The sequence below is a fragment of the Burkholderia diffusa genome (assembly GCF_001718315.1).
Lineage (GTDB): Bacteria > Pseudomonadota > Gammaproteobacteria > Burkholderiales > Burkholderiaceae > Burkholderia > Burkholderia diffusa_B.
The window spans coordinates 783,201-807,137 of sequence record NZ_CP013363.1 but is presented as its reverse complement, the minus strand read 5'-3'; the positions used below and the strand labels follow the sequence as shown (position 1 = coordinate 807,137).

22 protein-coding genes and 1 pseudogene are annotated in these 23,937 nt (G+C 68.4%); 15 read left to right on the top strand and 8 right to left on the bottom strand.

Going from position 1 to position 23,937, the window contains the following annotated elements:
* Positions 1-50: 50 nt before the first annotated feature.
* The 3 genes from WI26_RS19070 (at position 51) to WI26_RS19060 (ending at position 2,843) form a co-directional block, all read left to right on the top strand.
* Positions 51-275, top strand: coding sequence for a hypothetical protein (locus WI26_RS19070; RefSeq protein ID WP_047901264.1), 225 nt, complete (start codon positions 51-53; stop codon positions 273-275).
* A gap of 416 nt (positions 276-691) precedes the next feature.
* Positions 692-1,696, top strand: coding sequence for a chemotaxis response regulator protein-glutamate methylesterase (locus WI26_RS19065; protein ID WP_069226821.1), 1,005 nt, complete (start codon positions 692-694; stop codon positions 1,694-1,696).
* 55 nt (positions 1,697-1,751) lie between these two features.
* Complete coding sequence (locus WI26_RS19060; RefSeq protein WP_059466342.1) at positions 1,752-2,843, top strand: diguanylate cyclase; 1,092 nt, start codon at positions 1,752-1,754, stop codon at positions 2,841-2,843.
* A gap of 7 nt (positions 2,844-2,850) precedes the next feature.
* On the opposite strand, the gene WI26_RS19055 is transcribed toward WI26_RS19060, so the two are convergent.
* Both WI26_RS19055 and WI26_RS19050 read right to left on the bottom strand, forming a co-directional pair.
* The gene (locus WI26_RS19055; protein ID WP_069226820.1) at positions 2,851-5,100 is read right to left on the bottom strand and encodes a putative bifunctional diguanylate cyclase/phosphodiesterase; all 2,250 of its coding nucleotides are present in this window, start codon (positions 5,098-5,100) and stop codon (positions 2,851-2,853) included.
* A gap of 242 nt (positions 5,101-5,342) precedes the next feature.
* Complete coding sequence (locus tag WI26_RS19050; protein ID WP_069226819.1) at positions 5,343-6,236, bottom strand: LysR substrate-binding domain-containing protein; 894 nt, start codon at positions 6,234-6,236, stop codon at positions 5,343-5,345.
* Positions 6,237-6,448: 212 nt separating this feature from the next.
* Here WI26_RS19050 and WI26_RS19045 point away from each other — a divergent pair, with 212 nt between their 5' ends.
* Together WI26_RS19045 and WI26_RS19040 are read left to right on the top strand one after the other, a co-directional pair.
* The gene (locus tag WI26_RS19045; protein ID WP_059466345.1) at positions 6,449-7,087 is read left to right on the top strand and encodes a hydrolase; all 639 of its coding nucleotides are present in this window, start codon (positions 6,449-6,451) and stop codon (positions 7,085-7,087) included.
* Between the two features lie 348 nt (positions 7,088-7,435).
* Positions 7,436-8,158 (top strand): haloacid dehalogenase type II, encoded by a 723-nt coding sequence (locus tag WI26_RS19040; protein WP_069226818.1) that lies wholly within the window; start codon positions 7,436-7,438, stop codon positions 8,156-8,158.
* A 122-nt stretch (positions 8,159-8,280) separates the two neighbouring features.
* Here WI26_RS19040 and WI26_RS19035 read toward each other — a convergent pair whose 3' ends face one another.
* The gene (locus WI26_RS19035; protein WP_069226817.1) at positions 8,281-9,234 is read right to left on the bottom strand and encodes a LysR family transcriptional regulator; all 954 of its coding nucleotides are present in this window, start codon (positions 9,232-9,234) and stop codon (positions 8,281-8,283) included.
* A gap of 156 nt (positions 9,235-9,390) precedes the next feature.
* Between WI26_RS19035 and WI26_RS19030 the strand changes: the two genes are divergently transcribed.
* The 3 genes from WI26_RS19030 (at position 9,391) to mmsB (ending at position 13,660) form a co-directional block, all read left to right on the top strand.
* Entirely contained in the window at positions 9,391-10,710 is a 1,320-nt protein-coding gene (locus tag WI26_RS19030; RefSeq protein WP_059466348.1) for an MFS transporter, read from the top strand.
* Positions 10,711-10,835: 125 nt separating this feature from the next.
* Positions 10,836-12,362 carry a CoA-acylating methylmalonate-semialdehyde dehydrogenase gene (locus tag WI26_RS19025; RefSeq protein WP_059510191.1) on the top strand — a complete coding sequence of 509 codons (1,527 nt, stop codon included), beginning with the start codon at positions 10,836-10,838 and terminating at the stop codon, positions 12,360-12,362.
* 407 nt (positions 12,363-12,769) lie between these two features.
* The gene (mmsB, locus tag WI26_RS19020; RefSeq protein ID WP_069226816.1) at positions 12,770-13,660 is read left to right on the top strand and encodes a 3-hydroxyisobutyrate dehydrogenase; all 891 of its coding nucleotides are present in this window, start codon (positions 12,770-12,772) and stop codon (positions 13,658-13,660) included.
* 89 nt (positions 13,661-13,749) lie between these two features.
* On the opposite strand, the gene WI26_RS19015 is transcribed toward mmsB, so the two are convergent.
* Positions 13,750-14,082, bottom strand: a complete 333-nt coding sequence (locus WI26_RS19015; protein ID WP_059466351.1) for a hypothetical protein — start codon at positions 14,080-14,082, stop codon at positions 13,750-13,752.
* 177 nt (positions 14,083-14,259) lie between these two features.
* Between WI26_RS19015 and WI26_RS31470 the strand changes: the two are divergent.
* Together WI26_RS31470 and WI26_RS19010 are read left to right on the top strand one after the other, a co-directional pair.
* Positions 14,260-14,514 (top strand): annotated as a pseudogene (locus tag WI26_RS31470) (MFS transporter); the annotation flags it as partial.
* A 424-nt stretch (positions 14,515-14,938) separates the two neighbouring features.
* Positions 14,939-15,703, top strand: coding sequence for a DUF4397 domain-containing protein (locus WI26_RS19010; RefSeq protein WP_069226815.1), 765 nt, complete (start codon positions 14,939-14,941; stop codon positions 15,701-15,703).
* Between the two features lie 50 nt (positions 15,704-15,753).
* Here the strand turns inward: WI26_RS19010 and WI26_RS19005 are convergent, their stop codons facing one another.
* The gene (locus WI26_RS19005) at positions 15,754-16,311 is read right to left on the bottom strand and encodes a DUF3005 domain-containing protein (protein ID WP_059466354.1); all 558 of its coding nucleotides are present in this window, start codon (positions 16,309-16,311) and stop codon (positions 15,754-15,756) included.
* Positions 16,312-16,506: 195 nt separating this feature from the next.
* Complete coding sequence (locus WI26_RS31465; protein WP_081055710.1) at positions 16,507-16,761, bottom strand: hypothetical protein; 255 nt, start codon at positions 16,759-16,761, stop codon at positions 16,507-16,509.
* A 255-nt stretch (positions 16,762-17,016) separates the two neighbouring features.
* Here WI26_RS31465 and WI26_RS33260 point away from each other — a divergent pair, with 255 nt between their 5' ends.
* Positions 17,017-17,145 carry a hypothetical protein gene (locus WI26_RS33260; protein WP_257785602.1) on the top strand — a complete coding sequence of 43 codons (129 nt, stop codon included), beginning with the start codon at positions 17,017-17,019 and terminating at the stop codon, positions 17,143-17,145.
* A 66-nt stretch (positions 17,146-17,211) separates the two neighbouring features.
* Positions 17,212-18,399, top strand: coding sequence for a LysR family transcriptional regulator (locus WI26_RS18995; RefSeq protein WP_069226814.1), 1,188 nt, complete (start codon positions 17,212-17,214; stop codon positions 18,397-18,399).
* Between the two features lie 14 nt (positions 18,400-18,413).
* Here WI26_RS18995 and WI26_RS18990 read toward each other — a convergent pair whose 3' ends face one another.
* Positions 18,414-19,982, bottom strand: coding sequence for an MFS transporter (locus tag WI26_RS18990; protein WP_069226813.1), 1,569 nt, complete (start codon positions 19,980-19,982; stop codon positions 18,414-18,416).
* A 101-nt stretch (positions 19,983-20,083) separates the two neighbouring features.
* Here WI26_RS18990 and WI26_RS18985 point away from each other — a divergent pair, with 101 nt between their 5' ends.
* Together WI26_RS18985 and WI26_RS18980 are read left to right on the top strand one after the other, a co-directional pair.
* Positions 20,084-20,962, top strand: a complete 879-nt coding sequence (locus WI26_RS18985) for a LysR family transcriptional regulator (RefSeq protein ID WP_069226812.1) — start codon at positions 20,084-20,086, stop codon at positions 20,960-20,962.
* 220 nt (positions 20,963-21,182) lie between these two features.
* On the top strand, positions 21,183-22,172 hold the full coding sequence (locus WI26_RS18980) for an ABC transporter substrate-binding protein (RefSeq protein ID WP_069227784.1): 990 nt from the start codon (positions 21,183-21,185) through the stop codon (positions 22,170-22,172).
* 16 nt (positions 22,173-22,188) lie between these two features.
* Here the strand turns inward: WI26_RS18980 and WI26_RS18975 are convergent, their stop codons facing one another.
* Positions 22,189-22,563, bottom strand: a complete 375-nt coding sequence (locus tag WI26_RS18975; protein WP_069226811.1) for a phage protein NinX family protein — start codon at positions 22,561-22,563, stop codon at positions 22,189-22,191.
* 284 nt (positions 22,564-22,847) lie between these two features.
* Between WI26_RS18975 and WI26_RS18970 the strand changes: the two genes are divergently transcribed.
* Entirely contained in the window at positions 22,848-23,924 is a 1,077-nt protein-coding gene (locus tag WI26_RS18970; RefSeq protein ID WP_069226810.1) for a glycosyltransferase family 2 protein, read from the top strand.
* The last annotated feature ends 13 nt before the right edge of the window (positions 23,925-23,937 follow it).

Below are 23,937 nucleotides of genomic sequence, written 5' to 3'. Positions count from 1 at the left end.
CGGTGCGCCGACTACACTGGAAGGCATCGGCAACGTTCGGGAGAGCCGCCATGATTGACGTATTCCAGACCATCGGCAGCCGCGCGTTCTCCGCTCATCTGGCGAAGGACGGGATGGTGACGCTGATGGAACAACGCCATGAAGTCGATCGCGTGACGCTCGCGACCGCCTACGCCGCGCTCGTCGAGGAAGCGGAGCAGGAAGCCGACCTGCTCGACGCAACGGTCGAAGGGATGATGCGCGCGCTGATCCAGGGGTACGCGCGCAGCCATTGAACGACTGAACGCGCACCGGGCGCACCGGGCGCACCGGGCGCACCGGGCGCGGTGTGCCGGCCTGTGCGGCCGGCTCGCCGGTGCCTGCGCGGGAACCCGTGCCGGCGCCCCTTCCCGTTGAAAACGAATGCGCCGCGGCGCGTGGCCGCGCTGCAGCATGATCCTGCGCACGGCCGTCCGCCTCCCGGGGCGGCAAAAAATCCCGCTCGGCCATAGAGGAAAGGGTCGGAAACGATGCAATGCGCAATTTTTTCGATTGCCGCCGCTCGCGCCGCATGACAGCATTCGGGCGTCGCCAATCGAAAAGAATTCCGTGCCGCCCGCCCGCCGATGCCGTTCGGCGGCGCCGACCCGGCACCGCCTTTCATGAACCCGGCCCATATCCAACACTACGAACCGACCGGAGTATCCCGCTTGTGAACATCGGCATCGTCAACGACCTCCCGCTTGCCGTCGAGGCGATGCGCCGCGCGCTCGCGCACCGGCCCGAGCATCGCGTGCTGTGGGTCGCGACCGACGGCGCGCAGGCCGTCGAACTATGCGCCGCGCAACCGCCCGACGTCGTGCTGATGGACCTGATCATGCCGAAGTTCGACGGCATCGAGGCGACGCGGCGGATCATGCGTTCCGGCCGCCCATGCGCGATCCTGATCGTGACGAGCTGCATCGGCGCGAACGCGTGGCGCGTGTTCGAAGCGATGGGCGCGGGCGCGCTCGACGCGGTCGACACGCCGCGCCTCGGCGACGGCGCCGGCGGCGACACCGCGCGGCTGCTGCTCGCGAAAATCGACCAGATCGGCCGGCTGCTCGACGCGCCCGGCGGCGTCCGCGCGGCCGGCACGACCGCGCGCGCGAGCGGTGGCCCACTGATCGCGATTGGGGCGTCCGCCGGCGGCCCCGGCGCGCTCGCGTCGATCCTCGGCAGCCTGCCGACCGACTTCAGCGCGCCGATCGTGATCGTCCAGCACGTCGATCGCGCGTTCGCCGAAGGGATGGCGCAATGGCTCGACGGCCAGACGCCGCTGACCGTGCGCGTCGCGCACGAAGGCGACCGCCCACAGCCGGGCGTCGCGCTGCTCGCGGCGACCGACGATCACCTGCGCATCACGCGCACCGGCACGCTCGAATACACGCGCGAGCCGGCCGCCACGCCGTACCGGCCATCGGTCGACGTGTTCTTCAACAGCCTCACCGAGCACTGGCCGGGCCGCGTGATCGGCGTGCTGCTGACGGGCATGGGACGCGACGGCGCGATCGGTCTGAAGGCACTGCGGATGAAGGGCTGTCACACGATCGCGCAGGACGAGGCAACCAGCGCCGTCTACGGCATGCCGAAGGCGGCCGCGACGCTCGGCGCCGCGCGCGCGATCCTGCCGCTCGAGCGCATCGCGGGCGAGTTGGTGGCACTGGCGCGGATCTGAGCCCGATGAAACCCTGTCACACTCATCGCTGCCATGGCGCAACCCTGCATCAATCATGACTAGCGACTTCACCCGCCCGCCCGGCGGTCTGCATGCGGCGTTCGGCGCCGCGCACGCAGCACCCACGCCGCACGCCGACGCCCCCGCGATGGTCCTGCTGGTCGATGATCAGACGATCGTCGCGGAAGCCATCCGGCGCGCGCTTGTCGACGAAGACGGCATCGACTTCCACTACTGCCCGCGCTCGGACGACGCGCTGGCGAGCGCGATCGAGACGCGGCCAACCGTGATCCTGCAGGATCTCGTGATGCCCGGCACCGACGGGTTGAGCCTCGTGAAGGCGTACCGCGCGAATCCGGCGACGCGCGACGTGCCGATCATCGTGCTGTCGACGCAGGAAGAGCCAGTGATCAAGAGCGCCGCGTTCGCGGCCGGCGCGAACGACTACCTCGTGAAACTGCCCGATCGCATCGAGCTGATCGCGCGGATCCGCTATCACTCGCGCTCGTACATGAACCTGCTGCAGCGCGACGAGGCCTATCGTGCGCTGCGGCAATCGCAGCAGCAATTGCTTGAGGCGAATCTCGAACTGCGGCGCCTCACGCATTCGGATGGCCTGACCGGGCTGTCGAACCGCCGCTATCTCGACGAATACCTGGCGGCCGAATGGCGGCGCGGCACGCGCGAGCGCAGCGAGCTGTCGCTGCTGATGATCGACGTCGACAACTTCAAGCTGTACAACGACACGTACGGCCACGTGTCGGGCGACAGCGTGCTCAAGCAGGTCGCGGCCACCATCGAACGCAGCCTCGGGCAGGCCGGCGATCTCGCCGCGCGCTTCGGCGGCGAGGAGTTCGCGGTCGTGATGCCGGCCACGTCCCCGGGCGCCGCGCGGCTGCTCGGCGAGAAGATCCGTCTCGCGGTCGAGTCGCTGCGGCTCGAGCACGCGCACTCGTCAACGGGTCGCTACGTGACAATCAGCATCGGCGGCGCGAGCATCGTGCCGGCCGCCGGTGTGCCGACGACGTCGCTGATCGAGGCGGCCGATCGCGCGCTCTACCGCGCGAAGCACGACGGCAAGAATCGCGTCGAGATCGATGCGCCGCCCGCACCCGCGGCCCCGCCGGTCGGCGGCGGTTTCGCGTGAACAGGCCCTACACCGTGACGAGCCGTCGCGCGTAGTCGGCCGGATCGAGCGGCCGGCCGAACAGGTAGCCCTGCTGCATGTCGCAGCCGATCTGCTGCAGGAACCACGATTGCGCCTGGGTCTCGACGCCTTCCGCGGTGACCTTCATCCCGAGCGAATGCGCCATTGCGACGACGGCCTGCGTGATCGCGACCGAGTCGCGATGATCGGGCACACCCGACACGAACGAACGGTCGACCTTCAGGTTGTGCAGCGGAAAACGCTTCAGGTACGCGAGCGACGAATAACCGGTGCCGAAGTCGTCGACCGAGATCCGCACGTTCATGTCCGTGAGCGCCTCGAGCATCGGTAGCACGGTGTCCGTGTCGTTCATCAGCAGTCCTTCGGTAATCTCCAGTTCGAGCGCGCCCGGATCGAGCCGCGTTTGCTCGAGGCAGCGGTCGACCGACTCGACGAGCCCCTCGTGGAACTGCCGCGGCGACAGGTTGACCGCCAGCATCAGGTCGGGGGCGATCGTGCGGCGCCATTCGGCGGCCTGCCGGCAGGCCGTTTCGAGTACCCACTGGCCGATCACGACGATGAGCCCGGTATCTTCCGCGACCGGGATGAACTCCGTCGGCGACATCGGCCCGAGCTCGGGGCTCGTCCAGCGCAGCAGCGCTTCTGCGCCGACCGTGCGGCCGCTGCGCGCGTCGACCACCGGCTGGTAGGCGAGCCGCAGCGCATCCGAGGCAATCGCGCGCCGCAGCGACTGCTCGATCGCGAAGCGGCGCTGCAGGCGCAGGTTCAACTGCGCGGTGAAGAACGTGAAGTGGTTGCGGCCGCGCTGCTTCGCGTCGTACATCGCGGAATCGGCGTTGCGCATCAGCGTGGCCGCATCGTCGCCGTCGCGCGGTGCGACGCTGATCCCGATCGACACGCCGAGCCAGTACTCGTTGTTCGCGATCGCGAACGGCTTCGCGATCGTATCGATCACCTCGCGTGCGAGCACGGAGAGTTCGTCGGGGTCGTCGCAATCGTCGACGAGGATCACGAACTCGTCGCCGCCGACGCGCGTGAGCGCGTGGCGCCCGCCCGCGCACGCCGCGAGGCGCGCCGCGACGCTGCGCAGCAGCGCGTCGCCGGCGTCATGGCCGGCCGTGTCGTTGACCTTCTTGAAGCCGACGAGATCGATGAACAGGATCGCGACACGCGCAGGCCGCGCCGCCGCATCGCGCGCGCCGAACAGCTCGCGCATCCGGTCGGCGAGCCAACGCCGGTTGTACAGGCCCGTGAGCGCGTCGCGTGTCGCCAGGTAGCGAAGCTGTTGCTGCGCTTCGCGCACGGGGCCGATGTCGTGAAACGACATGAGCACCGATTCAGGCTGCGTCTCGCCCGGCTTCACGATCGGCACCGCGTTGCCGCGCACCCAGATGATGCCGCCGTCGGCAAGCCCGAAGCCGACCGTGTAGTCGAGCAGCGGCGTGGCCGTCGCGAACGCACGCCGGCTCGGCCAATCATCGGGCTCGATCGGCGTGCCGTCCTCGTACAGCTTGTACAGGATCACGGTCGACAGCCGGCGGCCGACGAGCTCGCCCTTCACGCGCATCATCCGGTTCGCGCTCGGATTGCTCGCGACCACCACGCCAGCGGGCGACACGACGAGAATCCCTTCGTTCAAGCTGTTGACGACCAGGCGGTGATGCTCCTCGCTGCGCGCGAGCTGCCGCGCGATCCGGTCCTGATGCACCGCGAGGCCGACGCTGTTGCCGATATCGCGCAGCAGGTCGGTTTCCGCGTCCGTGGGGCGCCGCGGCGCACGGTGATAGACGGCGAACGCGCCGAGCACGGTGCCCGCGTCGTCCAGGAACGGCACCGACCAGCACGCGCGCAATCCGAACGGCAACGCGAACGATTGAAAGTCGGCCCACAGCGGATCGGTTTCGATGTCCTCGACGGCGATCATCCGCCGCTCGTACATCGCCGTGCCGCACGAGCCCGCGGCGGGCCCGATCGCTGCCCCGTCGATCGCCGCGCTGTACTGCGCGGGAAGCGACGGCGCGGCGCCGACGTGTACGTGCACGCCGTCCGCATCGAGCAGCAGGATCGTGCACGATGCGCCGTCGCCGAGCAGCGCCTCGGCGCGCCTGCATACCTCGACGAGCAGTTCCGGCAGCGGTGTGTTGCGCGTGATCAGCCTCAGCACGCTCTGCTCGGAGGCGAGCACTTCCGCCGCGAGGCCGAGACTGTAGCGAGAACTTTGCGGTTCGGTATTCAAGACGAATCCTGCCGTCAGTTCAACCGGGTCTGATGCGCCCGATTCGTTAGCGATGCTTCGTGCCGTTTTCCGCAGCCGGTCTGCGTGCCCCCGGTGCGTCCCCATTCGGGCGCGCCCCTGACGCGCACCAAAATACATTTAATACCAATCCGTGCAGGGCTGCGCGTCCGCGCGCATCAGGGCTTACGCGCGGTCGCGGCGGCCCGCCGCCGGAACCGATTCGTCCGACGATTGTGACGCCGTCAGTCCTTGCGGATATGCTCGGCGAGGAAGTCGATCAGCAGCCGTACGCGCGGCAGGAGCCCGCGTCGCGACGGAAACACCGCGTGGATCACGCCGCCTCTCGGCGCCCATCCCGGCAGCACGTCGATCAGCGTGCCGTCGCGCAGGGCGTCCTCGACGACCATGCACGGCAGCTGCACGATGCCGACGCCGTGCATCGCGGCGTCGCGCAGCGCGTGCATGTCGTCGGAGATGTAGCGCGGGTGATGGCGCAGTTGCGCCTGCTCGCCGTTCGGCCCGACCAGCTGCCACACATGATGCCGCGCCGGCCCCCAATCGAGGCTCGGCTCGCCGGCCAGCTCGGCCGGTTCGGCCGGCACGGCGCGCCCGTGCAGCCATTGCGGTGCGGCCACCAGCCGCTGCGGGCTGTCGCCGAGGATCCGCATCACGAGGCCGCTGTCCTCCAGTGGCGGGAAACGCACGCGCAGCGCCAGGTCGAAGCCTTCGCTCAACAGGTCGACGCGGCGGTTCGTCGCCTCGAGATGCACATGCACCGCCGGATGAATCGCCATGAAGCGCGCGACGAGCTCGCTTACGCGATATTCGAGCAGCGCGGTCGGGCAGCCCACCCGGACGATCCCGCGCGGCTCCGCGTGCCGGCGCTCGATCACCTCGCGCGCCGCGTCGGCTTCGACGAGCACCGCCAGGCAGCGCTCGTAGAATTCGCGGCCGGTTTCCGTAACCGTGAAATGACGCGTCGTCCGCTGCAGCAGCCGCACGTCGTATTGCGCTTCGAGCGCGGCGATGCGCCGGCTCAGCGTCGACTTCGGGATATCCAGTGCCCGCCCCGCCTGCGTGAATCCGCCATGCTCGACCACCTTCACGAAATAGTAGAGGTCGTTCAGATCATCCATGATTGTTCCACCCATAGAACACTGACGGCATTTTAAGAGGCTGGAAACCCGCTTGTTGCACGAATAGCATCTTTATTCGATGGGCCCGCGGCATTCGCGCGCCGTGCAACCGCATCGGACGTCTGTGACCGCAGGGGCGCACCGCCGCGACCCCGCGGCTGCCCTGGACCCTCGGATTTCTCTCACTTCCTGCATCGTTTCTGGAGACAACCATGGCAAGCGAACCGATTCGCGATCCCGTGAACGACCACCTGCTCACCCCGCAGAACGCGGCGTTCATCGTCATCGATTACCAGCCGGTCCAGGTGAACTCCATCGCGTCGATGGATCGCCAGCTTCTGATCAACAACATCGTCGGCACTTCGAAGGCCGCGGTTGCATACAACCTTCCGATCGTCCACTCGACCGTCAACGTGAAGACCGGCCTGAACAAGCCGCCGATCCCGCAGTTGCGCGCCGCGCTCGAAGGCTATCCGACCTACGACCGCACCAGCATCAACTCGTGGGAAGACGTCGAGTTCCGCAAGGCCGTCGAGGCGACCGGCCGCAAGAAGCTGATCATGACCGCGCTGTGGACCGAGGCATGCCTGACCTTCCCGGCACTCGACGCGCTGAAGGCCGGCTACGAAGTCTATGTGGTCGTCGACGCGGTCGGCGGCACGTCGGTCGCCGCGCACGAAGCCGCGCTGCGTCGCATCGAGCAGGCCGGCGGCCGGATGATCAGCGTCGCGCAACTGTTCTGCGAACTGCAGCGCGATTGGGCGCGCAGCGAAACCGTTCCCGCGTTCATGAACCTGTTCATCGAAACCGGCGGCACCGCGGGCATCCAGTTCTCGTACGACAAGAGCTGATTGCGGCGCGAACCCGACACGCGTCGCGGCCGCAAGCGCGCGGTGCGTGTCCTGACCCGCCCGAGCCGATCGGCCCGGGCGGACGACAACGAAACCTGGACCACGCGGTAACTCGCCGATGGGCAAGCCGTCTCCAGCGCGGCCCCTGGATCCGCGGCCGGTGACTTGCGTCGCAACACCGGCTACCACGCCCCTTGGCGCACCCTTGATGCCGCACCACGCGCTTCACTCGCGACGACACGGCCAGCCGCGCTCGCGGATACGTGCTTCAATGTCGTTCGAACCGGCGCCGCACGTTGCCACCCCGCCGCGCAGCGCGCCTCCCTCGACCGACCTTCACGGAATCCCATGACGAACCCTGCCGACATCAAGGCGCTCGTTTTCGACGTGTTCGGAACGATCGTCGACTGGAGAAACGGCGTCGCGCGCGAAGCCGCCACGTTCCTGGCGCGCCATGCGCCGGATCGCGATCCGTTCGAATTCGCCGATGCATGGCGCCGCGAATATTCGCCGTCGATGGAGGAAATTCGCAGCGGACGCAGGCGCTACGTGCGGCTCGACGTGCTGCATCGCGAGAATCTCGTGCGCACGCTCGACCGCTACGGGATCGACGGCGTGCCCGACGCGGAGATCGACGCGCTCAACCTCGCGTGGCACCGGCTCGATCCATGGCCCGATTCCGTCGCGGCGCTGCAGCGGCTGAAACGGCGCTACGTGATCGCGCCGCTGTCGAACGGCAACATCCGGCTGATGATCGACGTGGCGAAACACGGCAGCCTGCCGTGGGACGCGATTCTCGGCGCCGAAGTCGCGCACGCGTACAAGCCGTCGCCGAAGGTCTATACCGAAGCGGTGGAAATTCTCGGCGTCGCGCCTGCCGAGCTGTGCCTGGTCGCCGCGCACAACGGCGATCTGGCCGCCGCGCGGCAACTGGGGCTCGCGACCGCGTTCGTGCTGCGGCCGACCGAACACGGACCGAACCAGACGACGGATCTGCAAGCCGACGACACGTGGGATTTCGACGTCAAGGACCTGCACGAGCTCGCGGACCGGCTCGGTTGCCCCGGTTGACGCTCGGCCATGTGCGCGGATGACGGTCGCGACGTGAACGTACGGACGTCACCGCGGCCCGGTTGCGTTCGTCGTCGCAGCCGATCGGCTCGGGACGGACTGCCCGTGACGCACGGCCGCGCTCAATCCCCGACGAATCGCAACTGCTCCGACGCCCCCATCAGCAGTTCGCGATTCGCGTCCGCCGCCGCGCGCAGGTAATCCCACAGCGCCGTCACGCGGCGCAGCTTGCGCAGGTCTTCGCGACAGGTCAGCCAGAAGCACCGCGTGACCACCACATCGTCCGGCAGCACCGGCACCAGCGCCGGCTGCGTGGCGGCCATGAAGCACGGCAGGATCGCGAGCGCGCCGCCCTGCAGCGCCGCGAACACCTGCGCGATCACGCTCGTCGTGCGCAATCCGGCGGTCGCGCCGGGCACCGCGCGCTCGAGGTACAGCAGCTCGCTGCTGAACGCGAGATCGTCGACGTAGCTGATGAATGCATGCCGCGCGAGATCGTCGGTGCACGTGATCGGCGCGTGGTTCGCGAGATAGTCGCGCGTCGCATAGAGCCGCAACTGGTAGTCGCACAGCTTCGTGACCACGTAAGGCCCGCGTTCGGGCCGCTCGAGCGTGATCGCCAGATCGGCCTCGCGCTTCGGCAGGTTGACGAAATGCGGGACCGGCAGCAGATCGACCGTCACGTGCGGATGCGCGACGCGAAACCGCGCAAGCTGCGGCGCAAGGAAAAAGCAACCGAACCCTTCGGTCGACCCGATCCGCACGTGACCCGACAGCGCCTCGCCGGTATTCGCGACCTGGTCGCACGCGGACTGCACGGTCGTCTCCATCGCGTCCGCATACGCGACGAGCCGCTGCCCCTCGGCCGTCAGCGAGAAGCCACCGGAGCGCGACTTGTCGAACAGCAGCGTGCCCATCGCGGCCTCCAGCGCGCGAATGCGCCGTGCGACGGTCGTGTAGTCGACGCCCAGGCGCTTCGCCGCCCCGCTCGCGCGCTGCGTGCGGGCGACTTCGAGGAAGAAGCGCAGATCGTCCCAGTTCAGGTTGCCGGAAACCGGCTCGGTGGCGTGTCGCATTGGCGGGAAAAAGGGCAGGAGTCTCCGGGCCGGCCGTCGATATGCACAAATGCACATCCAACCGGTTTTCTTGTCGGTACATCATGGATCCGCGCATAACTATACTCGACCGTGACCTGTGGACCATGAGCCGCGGGCAACAAATACGGAGACACCATGCAGACGCGATCCACCCTCGATGAGCATGCAGCCATCGCGACGCCGGCCCCCGCCCGCACCGCGAGGCACTACCTGCTGGCCGGCTGGGCCAGCATGGCCGGCACCACGATCGAGTGGTACGACTTCTTCCTCTACGGCACCGCCGCCGCGCTCGTGTTCAACCGCATCTTCTTCCCGTCGCTCGACCCCGTCGTCGGCACGCTCGCCGCGTTCGGCACGTTCGCGGTCGGCTTCATCGGGCGGCCGATGGGCGGCATCGTGTTCGGCCATTTCGGCGACCGCATCGGCCGCAAGTCGATGCTGATGATCACGCTGCTGCTGATGGGCGTGCCGAGCATGATCATCGGGCTGATCCCGTCGTACGACCGCATCGGCTACTGGGCCGCCGCCCTGCTGATCGCGATGCGCTTCCTGCAAGGGATGGCGGTCGGCGGCGAATGGGGCGGCGCGGTGCTGATGGCCGTCGAACACGCACCGAAGGGCCGCAAGGGGCTGTTCGGCAGCCTGCCGCAAACGGGTGTCGGGCTAGGCCTGATCCTGTCGTCGGTCGCGATGGCCGCGGTGGCCGCGCTGCCGGAAGCCGACATGCTGTCGTGGGGCTGGCGCGTGCCGTTCCTCGCGAGCATCGCGCTCGTCGGCCTCGGGTGGTTCATCCGCGCGAAGGTGCCGGAATCGCCGGACTTCGAGAAGATGCAGCGCCAGGGCAAGGCCGAGAAGTCGCCGGTGACGGCCGCGCTGCGCCGCCATCCGCGCGAGGTGCTGACGATCGTCGGCGCACGCGCCGCGGAGAACACGTGGTTCTACATGGTCGTCACGTTCGCGCTCGCCTATGCAACGCAGCAGCTGCACCTGCCGAAGGCCGAGATGCTGCATGCGATCACGGCCGGCGCGGCGCTGTCGCTCGTCACGATGCCGCTGTGCGGACATCTCAGCGACCGCATCGGCCAGCGCCGGATGTTCGCGATCGGCCTCGTGCTGATGTGCGCGTTCGCGGCGCCGTTCTTCATGATGCTCGGCACGCAGCAGACGTCGTACGCATGGTGGGCGATCGTCCTCGGCCTCGGCGTCGTGTTCCCGATTCTCTATGCGCCGGAGTCGCTGTTGTTCGCGCAGCAGTTTCCTGCGGAAATCCGTTACAGCGGCATTTCGCTGTCGGTGCAGCTCGCCGGCGTGATCGGCGGCGGCTTCGCGCCGATGATCGCGACGTCGCTGCTCAAGGCCGGCGGCGGCCAGCCGCACTACGTGATCGCGTACCTCGTCGGCTTCGGCGTGTTCGCGCTCGTGTGCACCGCACTGATGCGGCCCGCCCGGACATAAGCGCATCGACCGCACGGCGGCCCGCCTTTATCCGTTTTCCATTCGACCTGCCGTCCGCCGTCGCCCACCGCGCGACGGACGCGGGCCACCCTTTTTCTTCGCACCACCGTTTCCCGGAGATTTCCATGAACGCCGCAGTTCCCCAGACCACCCTCGCCCTGCCCACCGCCAAGCTGCTGATCGACGGCGCATTCGTCGATTCGCAAAGCACCGAATGGGGCGACATCGTCAACCCCGCGACGCAGGAAGTGATCGGCCGCGTGCCGTTCGCGACGCTCGACGAGGTCGATGCCGCGATCGCGTCCGCGCAGCGTGCGTTCCAGACCTGGAAGACGACGCCGATCGGTGCGCGGCTGCGCATCATGCTGAAGTTCCAGGACCTGGTGCGCCGCAATCTGGAACGGATCGCGCACACGCTGACGGCCGAGCAGGGCAAGACGCTGCCCGATGCACAGGGCGACATCTTCCGCGGCCTCGAAGTGGTCGAGCACGCATGCTCGATCGGCACGCTGCAGCAAGGCGAGTTCGCGGAGAACGTCGCGGGCGGCGTCGACACCTACACGCTGCGCCAGCCGATCGGCGTGTGCGCGGGCATCACGCCGTTCAATTTCCCCGGGATGATCCCGCTGTGGATGTTCCCGATGGCGATCGTGTGCGGCAACACGTTCGTGCTGAAGCCTTCCGAACAGGATCCGCTGTCGACGATGCAGCTCGTCGAGCTCGCGATCGAGGCCGGCGTGCCGCAGGGCGTGCTGAACGTCGTGCACGGCGGCAAGACAGTGGTCGATCGACTCTGCACGCACCCGGACATCAAGGCGATCTCGTTCGTCGGCTCGACGCGCGTCGGCACGCACGTATACAACCTCGGCAGCCAGCACGGCAAGCGCGTGCAGTCGATGATGGGCGCGAAGAACCACGCCGTCGTGCTGCCGGATGCGCATCGCGAGCAGACGATCAACGCGCTGGTCGGCGCGGGCTTCGGCGCGGCCGGCCAGCGCTGCATGGCAACGTCGGTCGTCGTGCTGGTCGGCAACGCGCGCGACTGGCTGCCCGATCTGGTCGAGAAAGCGAAGGCGCTGAAGGTCAACGCCGGCGCCGAAGCCGGCACGGACGTCGGCCCGGTCGTGTCGAAGGCGGCGAAGGCGCGCATCCTGTCGCTGATCGACGCGGGCGTGAAGGAAGGCGCGACGCTGCTGCTCGACGGCCGCGACGTGAAGGTCCCCGGCTACGAGCACGGCAACTTCGTCGGCCCGACGATTTTCTCCGGGGTGACGACGGACATGTCGATCTACACGGAAGAAATCTTCGGACCGGTGGTGGTCGTGATGGAAGCCGACACGCTCGACGACGCGATCGCGCTCGTGAACCGCAACCCGATGGGCAACGGCGTCGGCCTCTTCACGCAGAGCGGCGCGGCCGCGCGCAAGTTCCAGAGCGAGATCGACGTCGGTCAGGTCGGCATCAACATCCCGATTCCGGTGCCGGTGCCCTACTTCAGCTTCACCGGCTCGCGCGGCTCGAAACTCGGCGATCTCGGCCCGTACGGGAAGCAGGTCGTGCAGTTCTACACGCAGACGAAGACGGTCACCGCGCGCTGGTTCGACGACGATGCGACGGCCGGCGGCGTGAATACGACGATCGCGCTGCGCTGAGTGCGAAAGATGGGATCGGGCTAAGCGTTAGAGCGCGAGGTCCGGTCGAGCGCGAAACATGGGACCGGGCTAAGTGCTGAAGCGTTGAGTCCAGTCGACCGCGAAGCATGGGACCGGGCTAAGTGCTGAAGCGCTAAGTCCGGTCGACCGCGAAGCATGGGACCGGGCTAAGCGCTGAAGCGTTAAGTCCGGTCGACCGCGAAGCATGGGACCGGACTAAGCGCTGAAGCGTTGAGTCCAGTCGACCGCGAAGCATGGGACCGGGCTAAGCGCTGAAGCGTTAAGTCCGGTCGACCGCGAAGCATGGGACCGGACTAAGCGCTGAAGCGCTAAGTCCGGTCGACCGCGAAGCATGGGATCGGACTAAGCGCTGAAGCGCTAAGTCCGGTCGACACAGGAACCTGTACATGGAAATTGCATTCATCGGACTCGGCAACATGGGCGGCCCCATGGCCGCCAACCTGCTCAAGGCCGGCCACGCACTGACAGTGTTCGACCTCGACGCGAACGCAGTCGACGCCGCAGTACACGCAGGCGCGACGGCGGCCGCGTCGCCGCGTGACGCGGCCGCCCACACGTCGCTCGTGATCACGATGCTGCCGGCCGCGCAGCACGTGCGCGAGGTTTATCTCGGCGACGACGGCGTGCTGGCCGGCGCGCGCGCCGGCGCGACGTTCGTCGACTGCAGCACGATCGATCCGGGCACCGCACGCGCGGTGGCCGACGCCGCCGCACAGCGCGACTTCCCGCTCGCCGATGCGCCGGTGTCGGGCGGCACCGGCGGCGCGCAGGCCGGCACGCTGACCTTCATGGTCGGCGCGGAAGCCGCGCTGTTCGAGCGCATCCGCCCGGTGCTGCTCGACATGGGGAAGAACGTCGTGCACTGCGGCGGCACGGGCACCGGTCAGATCGCGAAGATCTGCAACAACCTGCTGCTCGGAATCTCGATGATGGGCGTGTCCGAAGCGATGGCGCTCGGCGCCGCGCTCGGCATCGATCCGGCCGTGCTGGCCGGCATCATCAACACGTCGACCGGCCGCTGCTGGAGTTCGGACACGTATAACCCGTATCCGGGCGTGAACGACGCGGCGCCCGCCGCGCGCGGCTACTCGGGCGGATTCGCCGCGAACCTGATGTTGAAGGATCTCGGGCTCGCAACCGAAGCCGCGCGCGGCGCACGGCAGCCGGTGTGGATGGGCGCGCTCGCGCAGCAGCTTTATCAGTCGATGAGCCAGCAGGGGCTCGGCACGCTCGACTTCTCCGCGTGCGTGAAGCTGTACGAAGCACAGCCCGCGTAACGCGACCGACGGACGTGCGACGACCCGCGATGCCCGTCAACGGCATCGCGGGTCGATTCACTCCCGGAGCAGTGCGGGCGACGCGGCGGTTATCCGCGCGGGTTCGACGCCGTCTCGAAGGTCGGATGGCACTCGAACGCGAGTTCCGAGCGTGCGTCGACGCGGCGGCCGCCGGTCACCGACTCCTGCTTCAGGCTCGCGCGCATGCCGCGCTGCGTGCAGTAGTTGGTCGCTTCACTGACGGCTTTTTCATGGGCGTCGGCCCACGTCGTCGACACGCCGAGCGTGCGTGTCGTCACGGTGAAGACGTTCGGGTTCGACGTCGCGGTCACGTCGGAAGCGGTCGAACACGCGGCGAGCAAGCATACAGCAGCCGCGACGGTCAACCCTCGCAGGGATCGAAAAGGTACAGGGATGGACATGGAGAGGCAAGCGCACGTCGATTCGACGGCATTGAGCAACATAGGCGACAGTATGCCTGTCCGATCGCCGGAGATCATGCCCTTTTCGATGAACACATTGTTTCGAATGGTTAAACGATCGGTGCCCCGGCAAGATTTACGGCCCGAATTCGAGCCCGTGCTGCTGTTTTCGCCCGATCAGCCGGCGCGGCCGCCGCGATGCCGGTCGTCTGGGCGTTGCCGTCCACGTTCCTGAAAGGCTCGGCCGCGGCCGGCGGGATCGCATTCGCATGCTCGATCGCAAACCTCGGCGGTTTCGGCAGCACTTACTTCATCCGCTGGCTGTGAGACACGTTCCATTCGCAAAGCGCGGGGTTGTATGGCTTCGCCGCGTGCATGCTGGTCGATTGCGCACTCACGCTCGCGTATCCACCGAAACTTGTGAACCGCTGATGCACATCACGCGTGCGGCGCCGCCAGACCGCCGTGCGCGATCGCACGACTCTCCTCATATCGATGCGCACGCAACGATATGCGCGAAGAACGTCGCCCCGCCTTCCCGCGTCGCACCACGGTCGACGTTTGAAATGCCTGTTGCAACGCACGTCGCCCTCTTCCCGGCTACGCCGGCCTTTTTTACAAGCACGCCGCCCTGACTCGCACGATCGGGCACGGCACGCAACTGCGTTGCGTGTCACGCCTCCGCCACACGGGCGCCTGCGCCGATTCCGCCGCGCGGGCACGTTGCTTGCGACATCCGTGCGCCCGCCGCCCCGGCGGACGGCAAGCCCTTCCTTCAATCCGGCGCTGCGTACCGCGCGATGCGTCGCGCGGCGACACCGCATCGCAATCAGGTTCCCTGAACGAGAGGACGACAATGAAATCCATTCGAACGATAGCGGCCCTGTGCTCGGTCATTTCCGTGCTCACGGCATGCGGCGGAGACGGCAACGACGTCGGCACCGAACTCGGCATCTCGAAACCGCAGGCGCGCTTCATCAACGCGGTGCCGGCCGGCCCGAATCTCGACTACTACCTGAATGCGAAGGTCGATGCATCGGGTGTCGCGTACAAAGGCGTGACGCGCTATCACGACATCGACTCCGGCACGCAGACCGCGAGCTACGACGTCTCGGGCACGACCGCGACGGTCGCGTCGCAATCCTTCGGCGCGGCGAATGGCCATCACTACACCACGATCGCGTTGCCGAGCACGTCGTCGGCGATCTCGGTGATCGACGATCCGTTCGACAAGAAGCTCCTGTCCGACAAGGCGCGCGTGCGCAGCTTCAACGCGTCGCCGAATGCGCAGAACGTCGACGTGTACGTCGTGCCTCCCGGTACCGACATCACCGCGCAAAGCCCGACGCTGGCAGGCGCCGCGTACCAGAACGCCGTACCGGCATCCGGACAGGACTCGGTCTACCTGAACGGCGGCAATTACCAGGTGATCGTCACGACGGCCGGCAGCAAGTCGCCGATCCTGACGACGGCGCCCGTGAACATCGGCAACAACGCCGACTGGTTGCTGGTGACGATTCCGTCGGGCGGTATCGGCGACGTGACGCCGAACGACGTCCATGTGCTCGTCGCGCAGGGCAACGATGCCGACACGTCCGCGCAGGAACTCGGCCCGCAGTAACAGCCATCGATGGTCGCCCGCCGGCGGTCCGGCCGGCGACCATCGACATGTCAGTCGATCCGCTCGAGACGGATCACGTGCTCGGCCCGCGTGCCGTCGCCATGTTCGACATCGACGTCGCCGACATGCCGGACGCGCCAGCCCGGCCGCGTCGCGATCTGCGGCACGTTCCCGCCCGGCCGGCTCTCGATGCCGCCGAGCCCTTCGTCGGGCGTGTCGATCGCCTCGTCGAGCGACGCGTTCGAATAGACCACGTTGTCGTGCCACTCGGTCGCGCCGGTGCGCGCCTCCAGACCCTTGCCGTCGACGTCGACCGTGTTGTCCGTCATCGCCATGTTGGCGTTGTCGAGCGTGACGATCCGGCCGGCCGCGCGACGCACCGGGTCGCCGCTGTCGACCGCATGCGCGTCGACGTCGATTGGCGGCAGGCCGGTCGGCGTTTTCGCCGCGACCGCCTCCGGCGTCAGCGGCCGCTTCGCGGCCTCGGCGGTCTCTGCAGCCTGGGTCGCAGCATCCGGCATGTCGCCGGCCGCCGGCGTCTTCACCGGGCTCTTCTCGATCTGTTCCCGCTGCTGTTTGGGGGTTGGGTTCGATTCCGCGTTCTGCATCGCGCCTCCTGTTCCCGACGGTGTACGCCCGCATGGTGCGGCCGGCACCGCTTCGGGAATGGCTACAACGGTCCTTGCAAATCTTTCACGCGCAGCGCGCCGCCGGCGCGCGTCCTGCGACGCGCGTACCAAGCCTGAATGCCGCCACCGCGGCACACGGGCGGCCTGCCCACGCACGCCGCCCGTTCTCGCCGGTCAGCCGCCGCTTGCGCCCGTTGGCGCGGATGCCGGGCCCGGCATGCTCGCCGCGCCGCCGGCCGTGCCGCTGCCCGGCATGCCCGACGGCGCGGTGGACGGCGCCGGCGCCATGCCGCCCGTGGCGCTCGTGTCCGAACTCGCGCCGGTGCCGGTGTCGCTCTTTTTCTGACAACCCGCCCCCGCCGCCAGACCGGCGATCAGGATGCCGGCGAAGACGGCCCGCGATACGTGACGAATGGAATATCGCTGCATGACACCTCCGCTGATGTCGATGTGAATGGAGTTCTTTAATTCGCAATTCGCGTGCCTCGCCGCCCGTCGAACCCCATTCATTTTTCAAATGACGTCCAGCCGAATATTTAATTTCCCATCGTCACGGCGCCCCCCCATACTCCCGAACAAATCCGGCACATAACGTCCACCGCAGACCGGCCCGCGCTCCGCGCACACGCTACCGGTTCGCGCCGCGTAAATGGAAGGGGTCAAGACGTGCCGGCCTGCAACGCGATGACGCCGTTCTCCTGGCTGCTCGATGCGGCCATCGCGGACAGCGTGTACCGGCTGACGGCCGATCGCAAACGGCCATACGACGCGCGCCTGGACGAACGCATCGCGGTCGCCCGCGCTCGACACTGAACGCGGCATATGGAGTGCACTCGATGGGAATTCTGGTAGTCAACGTCACCCCGACCGCGTAGCGACATGCGGGACGCACCGGAGCCGAACGGCCTTGCCCTCGACGCGTGCCACGCAACGGGCGCGCTCGACGTGCTGGACGCGCGGCTGATCCGCATCCTGCTCGCGCTGCTCACCGAGCGCACCGTGTCACGCGCCGCCGTGCGGCTGAACATGTCGCAGCCGGCGACGAGCGCCGCGCTCAAGCGCCTGCGCACGCTGCTCGGCGATCCATTGCTCGTGCGCAGCCGCTACGGGATGGTGCCGACCGAATTCGGCGCGCGCCTGATCGAGCCGCTGCGCAACGCGCTGCGCGTGATCGACTTCATCCGCATCCAGCAGCCGACCTTCGATGCGCGCACGTCGGTGCGCACCTACCGGATCGGCTGCCCCGACTATCTGAACGTGCTGTTCGTGCCGAAGCTCGTCGCGCTGTTCCGCGAACGCGCACCGAACGCGCAGCTCGTGTTCCATCCGCTCGGCGACGGCTTCGACGACGAACGGGCACTCGCCGACGGCGAACTCGACGTCGTGATCGACAACCGCCCTGCTCGCTCATCGCGGTTCCGGCAGGACGACCTGTTCGACGATCGCGTCGTGTGCCTGATGCGCGCGACGCACCCCCTCGCGCGGCGCGGCGCGATGACGGCCGCCGAGTTCGCGCAGGCGCCGCAGCTGTGCCCGACCCCGTCGTGGCTCGAGGCATCCGGCGCGATCGACCGGCAGCTCGAACGCGTCGGCCTGCAGCGGCGGATCGTCGTCACGCTGCCGCACTTCGAACTCGCCGCGCATGGGCTGGTGCGCTCAGATCTGATCCTGACGACCACGTACCGGCTCGCGCGCCACTATGCGAAGCTGCTGCCGCTGGGCGCGGTTGCGCTGCCGGCCGAGCCACCCGACATCGTGTACCGGATGACGTGGAACGAATCAGGATCGTGTGTCGACGGCGTGCGCTGGCTGCGCACACTGATCGCCGAAGCGACGCGCGGCTGGCTCGATGCGGAAGCCGCACAGCCGGCCGTTGCGGCCGTTGCGGTGGTTCCCGCGAACGCGAACGCGGATGCATACGCGCGAACGAATGCGCCGATCGCCGATGCCGCGCCCGAATCGACACGGCGCACACGCCGCCGGCAGGCACCGCATTGCGATGCATCGCGGCGACCGCACGTCGCGCCTGCGGCGCGCATCCATCGTCTCGCGACGAAGTCGCGCTGAAATCGCGACATGTGTCACGCATCGCGAATCGGTTGCGCCAGCAACGTGCATGCAGTGGCGGCGGCAGCGAACGCAAGCACGCCGCTCACCGTCAGCGCGGCGGCGAATCCGCTCGCGAAGGCCGCAGGCGCCGCGTCGGCGAGCGTGCGCGCGGCCGACGGCGGCACGTGCGCAATCGCCTGCCCGAGATCGCCGGCCAGCAGGCTCGACATGAACCGCGCATCGACGAGCGCGCGCACGTCCGGTACCGCGGACAGCATCCGGTCGAGTTGCGCGTGCGTGCTGGCGGCCAGCACCGCGCCGAGCACGCCGACGGCCGTCACGATCGCCGAGAAGCGGGTGGTCGTGCTGATGCCGGACGCCATGCCGGTACGGTTCGGCGGCACGCACGCCATGATCGCCTTCTGCGTGTCGCCGTTCATGATGCCGGCACCGCAGCCCGTCACGAACATCCCGAGCGCGACGAGCCGATAGTCGCCGCTGGCCGTCAGCGCCGCGGTCGCGAGATTGCCCGCGCCGATCAGTGCGAGCCCGCCCGTCAGCACGCCGCCGGGCGACACGCGCGCTGCGAGCATGCCGCCGAGCGACGGTCCCGCGATCATCGCGAACGCGAACGGCAGCATCCCGAGCCCCGCGTCGATCGCGGACATCCCGAACGCGTTCTGCAGGTATAGCGGCAGGAACGTCATCATCACCTGCGCGCACGCCGCATAGCCGAACATCGCGAGCACGGCGCCGACGAAACGCGGCTGGCGGAACAGCGCAAGATCGATCATCGGCCGCGCCTGCCAACGCTCCGCGCCGATGAACGCGGCCAGCAGCGCAGCGGCGAGCGCGAACCGGCCGAGCGTCGCGGCGGACAGCCAGCCGTGCGACGGCGCGCCGATCAACGCCGCGATCGCGCTCGCGAGCGCCGTGCCGAACAGCAGGCTGCCGGCGGCGTCCACGCGTTTCGCATGCGGATCGCGCGACTCGTCGATCGCGACGCGCGCGCCGAGCGCGAGCAGCGCGCACACCGGCAGGTTCAGCAGGAACACCCAGCGCCAGCCGATCCACTGCGTGATCGCGCCGCCGACCAGTGGTGCGACGGCGGTCGCGATTCCCATGCACATGCCCCAGATGGCCCACGCGCGAGCCCGTTCGCGCCCGTCCGGAAAGCGGTTCGCGATCACCGCGAGCGCGGCCGTCAGCAACAGCGCGGCCCCGCCGCCCTTCATCGCGCGCGCGGCGATCAGCCAGCGGGCCGACGGCGCGACTCCGCATCCGAGCGACGCGAGCGCAAAGAGCGCGAGCCCCGCGCCGAGCATGCGTTTGCGCCCGAAGCGATCCGAAAGCCCGCCGGCCGGCAGCAGGCATGCGGCGAACGCGGTCATGTAGGCGCTCACGACCCACTCGATGTCGGCGAAACTCGCATGGAACGCGCGCGCGATGCTCGGCAGCGACACGGCGACAACATTCGTGTCGAGCACGATCAGCGAGCACGTCGCCGAGGCGACCGCGAGCGTCGCCGCGGCCGGCAGTCGGGCACGCGCATGCGCGGCGCCGGGTGCGCCCGTGCGCGGGGCGGGAGAAAACTGCGACATCGACGGCTCCGGAGCAAGAGGGACGGAGCCGTATGCTAGGCTGCCCCATTATTGCCTGTCATTGACATGTCCATGCAGTTTTATTGACGAAAATTGCAATCATGAATCCACTCGAATTCCGTCACGTGCGCGCGTTCCTGGCCGTCTCGCAGCACCTGCATTTCGCCCGCGCGGCCGACGCGCTCGACATGGCGCCGCCCGCGCTCACGCGACAGATCCAGGAAGCCGAGCGGGTGCTCGGCGTGCGGCTGTTCCAGCGGTCGCGCCGCGCGGTCGCGCTGACGGCGGCCGGCGAGGCCTTTCTCGCCGAGGCGAGCGCCGCGTTCGAGCATCTGCAGCGCGGCCGCGAACTCGCGACGCTTGCCGAGCGCGGCGAGCTCGGGCGGCTCGAGATCGGCTACGTGTCGTCAGCCGTCTATTCCGGCACGCTGCAGCGCACGGTCGGCGCGTTCCGCGCCGCGCATCCCCGTATCGAGCTGAACCTGCGCGAGGTGCCGATGGACGACGTCGCGAAGCAACTCGACACGGGACGGCTCGATCTCGCATACGTGCGCCCGCCGTTACCGCTGCCGGGCGGGCTGCGGATCGTCACGCTGCAGCGCGACGTGTTCGTCGCGGCGGTGCCGGCCGATTCGCGTTACGCGGCGATGACCGCCGTGCGCGCCGCCGATCTCGCCGATGCACGCTTCGCGGTGCCCGAACAGGAACGCGGCACGCTCGAAGTCGCACGCCGCGGCCGCTTCGCGCCGGTGATAGCCGCGCGGCCGGGCGGGCTGCTCGCGGTACTCGCATGCGTATCGGTGAACGGCTGGGTCGCCGTGATTCCGGACGCGCTTGCCGGTTGCGTGTCGCTGCCCGGCGTCGTGTACCGGCCGATCGCCGGCAAGCCGATCGTGTCCGAACTCGCGCTCGCGCATCGGCGCTTCGAAAAAGCGCCTGCGGTACGCGCCTTCCTGCGCACCGTTCCGGCCGCTGGCTAGGGTCTGTTTACAGATGGAACGCGCACCCGAATGCATTTTTCAATTTCGGGTTGCCACGAGTACGGCTGCGGCCCAGGCTTCTCCCCATCGCCATTCACCGCACGCGCGCGAATGAGCGAATAAGCATTTCGCAATTCGATGTTTGCCGGCGCGAAACCGATTCCGTAATCTGCCGGACAGCCGCGCGGCCTGCGCGCGGATCACCGAGGACCCGCCGCCGATGACTTCTCCGCCCGCCCCGGCCCGCCGCCGCGCCCTGCTGCGCGTTGCTGCCCTGGCCGCCGCACCGCTGGCCGGCACCGTCGCACGGCCCGTGCGCGCGGCCGGCCCCGACCTGTCGAACGTCACGCTGGTGCTCGGCGATCAGGCCGGCGGCCTGCGCGCGCTGGCCGAGGCCGCGCGCGTGCTCGACGGCGTACCGTACCGGTTTCGCTGGGCGAATTTCCAGGGCGCGGCACCGCTGTTCGAAGCGCAGCGCGCCGGCGCGATCGATCTCGCACCGGCCGGCGACCTGCCCGTGTTGACGGCCGCGCTCGGTGATCCGGCGTTGCGGATCGTCGCGACACGCGTCGGCTCGCCGACGTCGCTCGGCATCGTCGTGCAGCCCGATTCGCCGGTGCGCACCGTCGCCGATCTGAAGGGGCGCACCGTCGTCGTGTCGTCGGCGCGCGGCAGCATCTCCCAATACCAGCTATACGGCGCGCTGCGCGAACACGGCCTCGCACCGGGCGACGTCGACGTGCGTTTCGTGCTGCCGGTCGATGCGTTCGCCGCGTTCGAGGCGAAGCAGATCGGCATCTGGGCGACCTTCGATCCGTACTACGGGCACGTGGTTCGGCGCGGCGCGCGCATCGTGCGCGACGGCACCGGGATCAATTCGGGACTCGCATTCCTCACGTCGCCGATCGACACGCTCGACGATCGATCGAAGCGCGCGGCACTGTCGGACGTGCTCGCGCGGCTTACGCGGGCCGGCCAGTGGGCCTTGTCGCACCCTGTCGATTACGCGGCCGTCTATGCGTCGCTCACGCGCCTGCCGCGCGACGCCGCCGCCGACATCGTCCGCAGGGCGGCGCTCGCGCAGCGCGGCGTCACCAGTGCGGACATCGACGTGTTGCAGCGCGTTGCCGACCGTGCCGCCGCGGACGCGATCCTGCCGAAGCGTGTCGACGTCGCATCGATCGCGGTACGCAACCTGTCGGCCGCATGACCGGCTTCGCGCGCGCTCAACGCGGCTTCGACATGTCGAGATCCGGCACGTCGTCGCCGAACGTCGACGCGACCAGCGTGCGCATCGCGGCGACCAGCAACGTCGGCCCCGACTGGTTGAACGTGCAGCGCTCGCCCGCCGCCGGCACGGGCCGATGCAGCACCGCGCGCCACGCGCCGTGCCCGCCGTCACGTTCGAACGCGCCGAACGGCAGGCGCTCGACGAGCGGGCCGCCGTCCGCCCACGACGACGACGGCGCATACGGAACCGGCGTGCCGCCCGGTTCACGAATAACGGTGCATCCGGCGGCGTCGACGCGCGGCGCGCCGAGGTCTTCCGCCATCGCCACCCAGAAATCGAGCGGCGCACCGGCCAGTTCCTGAACCTGCATCGCACCCTCCAGCAGTCTTGAAAACGCCATCCTAGCGCCACCGCGCGCCGTTCGCGGACAATCACCGTCCGATGTTTTCCCCGGCGTCAAGATTCGGCCAATCCACCGATACGTGTTACGAATCGGCGATTCCTGCCTACAATGAACGCAATGCCAGTCGTCCGGTGCGCGGTGGACGAGCAGGCCGCAACCGACTTCACGCCGAACCGGACCGTGCCCGTTCGGCACTGGACAACCGGAACCATACGGTGCAGCGCAGGCCGGATCTCTCGGGGGATCGCAGCATGTCCACGCACGCCAGGAAGCCACTCATATCGCTCGTCGTGCCGCTTCACGACGAAGAGGAAACGATCGACGCGTTCTTTGCACAAACGCTGCCCGTGCTCGAGTCAGTCGCCGGCGTTCGCTTCGAGATCGTCTGCATCAACGACGGCAGCCGCGATCGCACGCTCGACCGGCTGGTCGCGGTCGCCGCCCGCGACCCGCGCGTGCACGTCGTGGATCTCACACGCCGCTTCGGCAAGGAAGCAGCGCTCACCGCGGGCCTCGACGAGGCCGCCGGCGCGGCGGTGATCCTGATCGACGCCGACCTGCAGGATCCTCCCGCACTGATTCCCGCGATGATCGAACACTGGCGCGGCGGCGCCGAGGTCGTCGCCGCGAAACGCACCGACCGCTTGTGCGATCCGTACCTGCAGCGCGCGGCGGCGGCGCTTTACTATCGCGTGCACAATGCGCTGTCCGAAGTCGAAATGCCGGAAAACGTCGGCGATTTCCGCCTGATGGATCGCGAGGTCGTCGATGCGCTGCGCGCGCTGCCGGAGCGGCGGCGGTTCATGAAGGGGCTGTTCGCTTGGGTCGGCTTTCGCACCGCAATCGTCGAATACACGCGCGCGCCGCGCAGCGGCGGCCGCTCGAAGTTCTCCGGATGGCGCCGCTGGAACTTCGCGCTCGAGGGCATCACGAGCTTCAGCACCGTACCGCTGCGCATATGGACCTACGTCGGCCTCACGTTCGCGATGCTGTCACTCGTGTACGGCGCCTTCATCGTGGTGCGAACGCTGCTGTTCGGCAATCCGGTGCACGGCTACCCGTCACTGATTTCCGTCGTGCTGTTCGTCGGCGGCATCCAGTTGATCGGTATCGGCGTGATTGGCGAATACCTCGGCCGGATCTATCACGAGTCCAAGCAGCGTCCTGTCTATCTCGTCAGGCGACGCTACGGCGCCGAGCGCGATGCCGCCGGGCAGCCGGCATCGACACTGCTGCAGTTCCCGCTGAAGCGCGCGCACGCGGCGCGCCGCCGGACGGCGACGCCGGCGGCCACGGGCGTCGCTGCTCGCAAAGCGTTGTTCAAGTAGAACCGGACGGCGG

Excerpts from the sequence above, each read along its gene's own strand:
- WI26_RS18995 (WP_069226814.1), top strand. The coding sequence starts at position 17,212 with ATGCGGGACGCACCGGAGCCGAACGGCCTTGCCCTCGACGCGTGCCAC.
- WI26_RS19045 (WP_059466345.1), top strand. The coding sequence starts at position 6,449 with ATGGCAAGCGAACCGATTCGCGATCCCGTGAACGACCACCTGCTCACC.
- WI26_RS18985 (WP_069226812.1), top strand. The coding sequence starts at position 20,084 with ATGAATCCACTCGAATTCCGTCACGTGCGCGCGTTCCTGGCCGTCTCG.
- WI26_RS19070 (WP_047901264.1), top strand. The coding sequence starts at position 51 with ATGATTGACGTATTCCAGACCATCGGCAGCCGCGCGTTCTCCGCTCAT.
- WI26_RS33260 (WP_257785602.1), top strand. The coding sequence starts at position 17,017 with ATGACGCCGTTCTCCTGGCTGCTCGATGCGGCCATCGCGGACAGCGTG.
- WI26_RS19005 (WP_059466354.1), bottom strand. The coding sequence starts at position 16,311 with ATGCAGAACGCGGAATCGAACCCAACCCCCAAACAGCAGCGGGAACAG.
- WI26_RS19010 (WP_069226815.1), top strand. The coding sequence starts at position 14,939 with ATGAAATCCATTCGAACGATAGCGGCCCTGTGCTCGGTCATTTCCGTG.
- WI26_RS19040 (WP_069226818.1), top strand. The coding sequence starts at position 7,436 with ATGACGAACCCTGCCGACATCAAGGCGCTCGTTTTCGACGTGTTCGGA.
- WI26_RS19015 (WP_059466351.1), bottom strand. The coding sequence starts at position 14,082 with ATGTCCATCCCTGTACCTTTTCGATCCCTGCGAGGGTTGACCGTCGCG.
- WI26_RS18970 (WP_069226810.1), top strand. The coding sequence starts at position 22,848 with ATGTCCACGCACGCCAGGAAGCCACTCATATCGCTCGTCGTGCCGCTT.
- WI26_RS18980 (WP_069227784.1), top strand. The coding sequence starts at position 21,183 with ATGACTTCTCCGCCCGCCCCGGCCCGCCGCCGCGCCCTGCTGCGCGTT.
- WI26_RS31465 (WP_081055710.1), bottom strand. The coding sequence starts at position 16,761 with ATGCAGCGATATTCCATTCGTCACGTATCGCGGGCCGTCTTCGCCGGC.
- WI26_RS18975 (WP_069226811.1), bottom strand. The coding sequence starts at position 22,563 with ATGCAGGTTCAGGAACTGGCCGGTGCGCCGCTCGATTTCTGGGTGGCG.
- WI26_RS19050 (WP_069226819.1), bottom strand. The coding sequence starts at position 6,236 with ATGGATGATCTGAACGACCTCTACTATTTCGTGAAGGTGGTCGAGCAT.
- WI26_RS19025 (WP_059510191.1), top strand. The coding sequence starts at position 10,836 with ATGAACGCCGCAGTTCCCCAGACCACCCTCGCCCTGCCCACCGCCAAG.
- WI26_RS18990 (WP_069226813.1), bottom strand. The coding sequence starts at position 19,982 with ATGTCGCAGTTTTCTCCCGCCCCGCGCACGGGCGCACCCGGCGCCGCG.
- WI26_RS19035 (WP_069226817.1), bottom strand. The coding sequence starts at position 9,234 with ATGCGACACGCCACCGAGCCGGTTTCCGGCAACCTGAACTGGGACGAT.
- WI26_RS19030 (WP_059466348.1), top strand. The coding sequence starts at position 9,391 with ATGCAGACGCGATCCACCCTCGATGAGCATGCAGCCATCGCGACGCCG.
- mmsB (WP_069226816.1), top strand. The coding sequence starts at position 12,770 with ATGGAAATTGCATTCATCGGACTCGGCAACATGGGCGGCCCCATGGCC.
- WI26_RS19060 (WP_059466342.1), top strand. The coding sequence starts at position 1,752 with ATGACTAGCGACTTCACCCGCCCGCCCGGCGGTCTGCATGCGGCGTTC.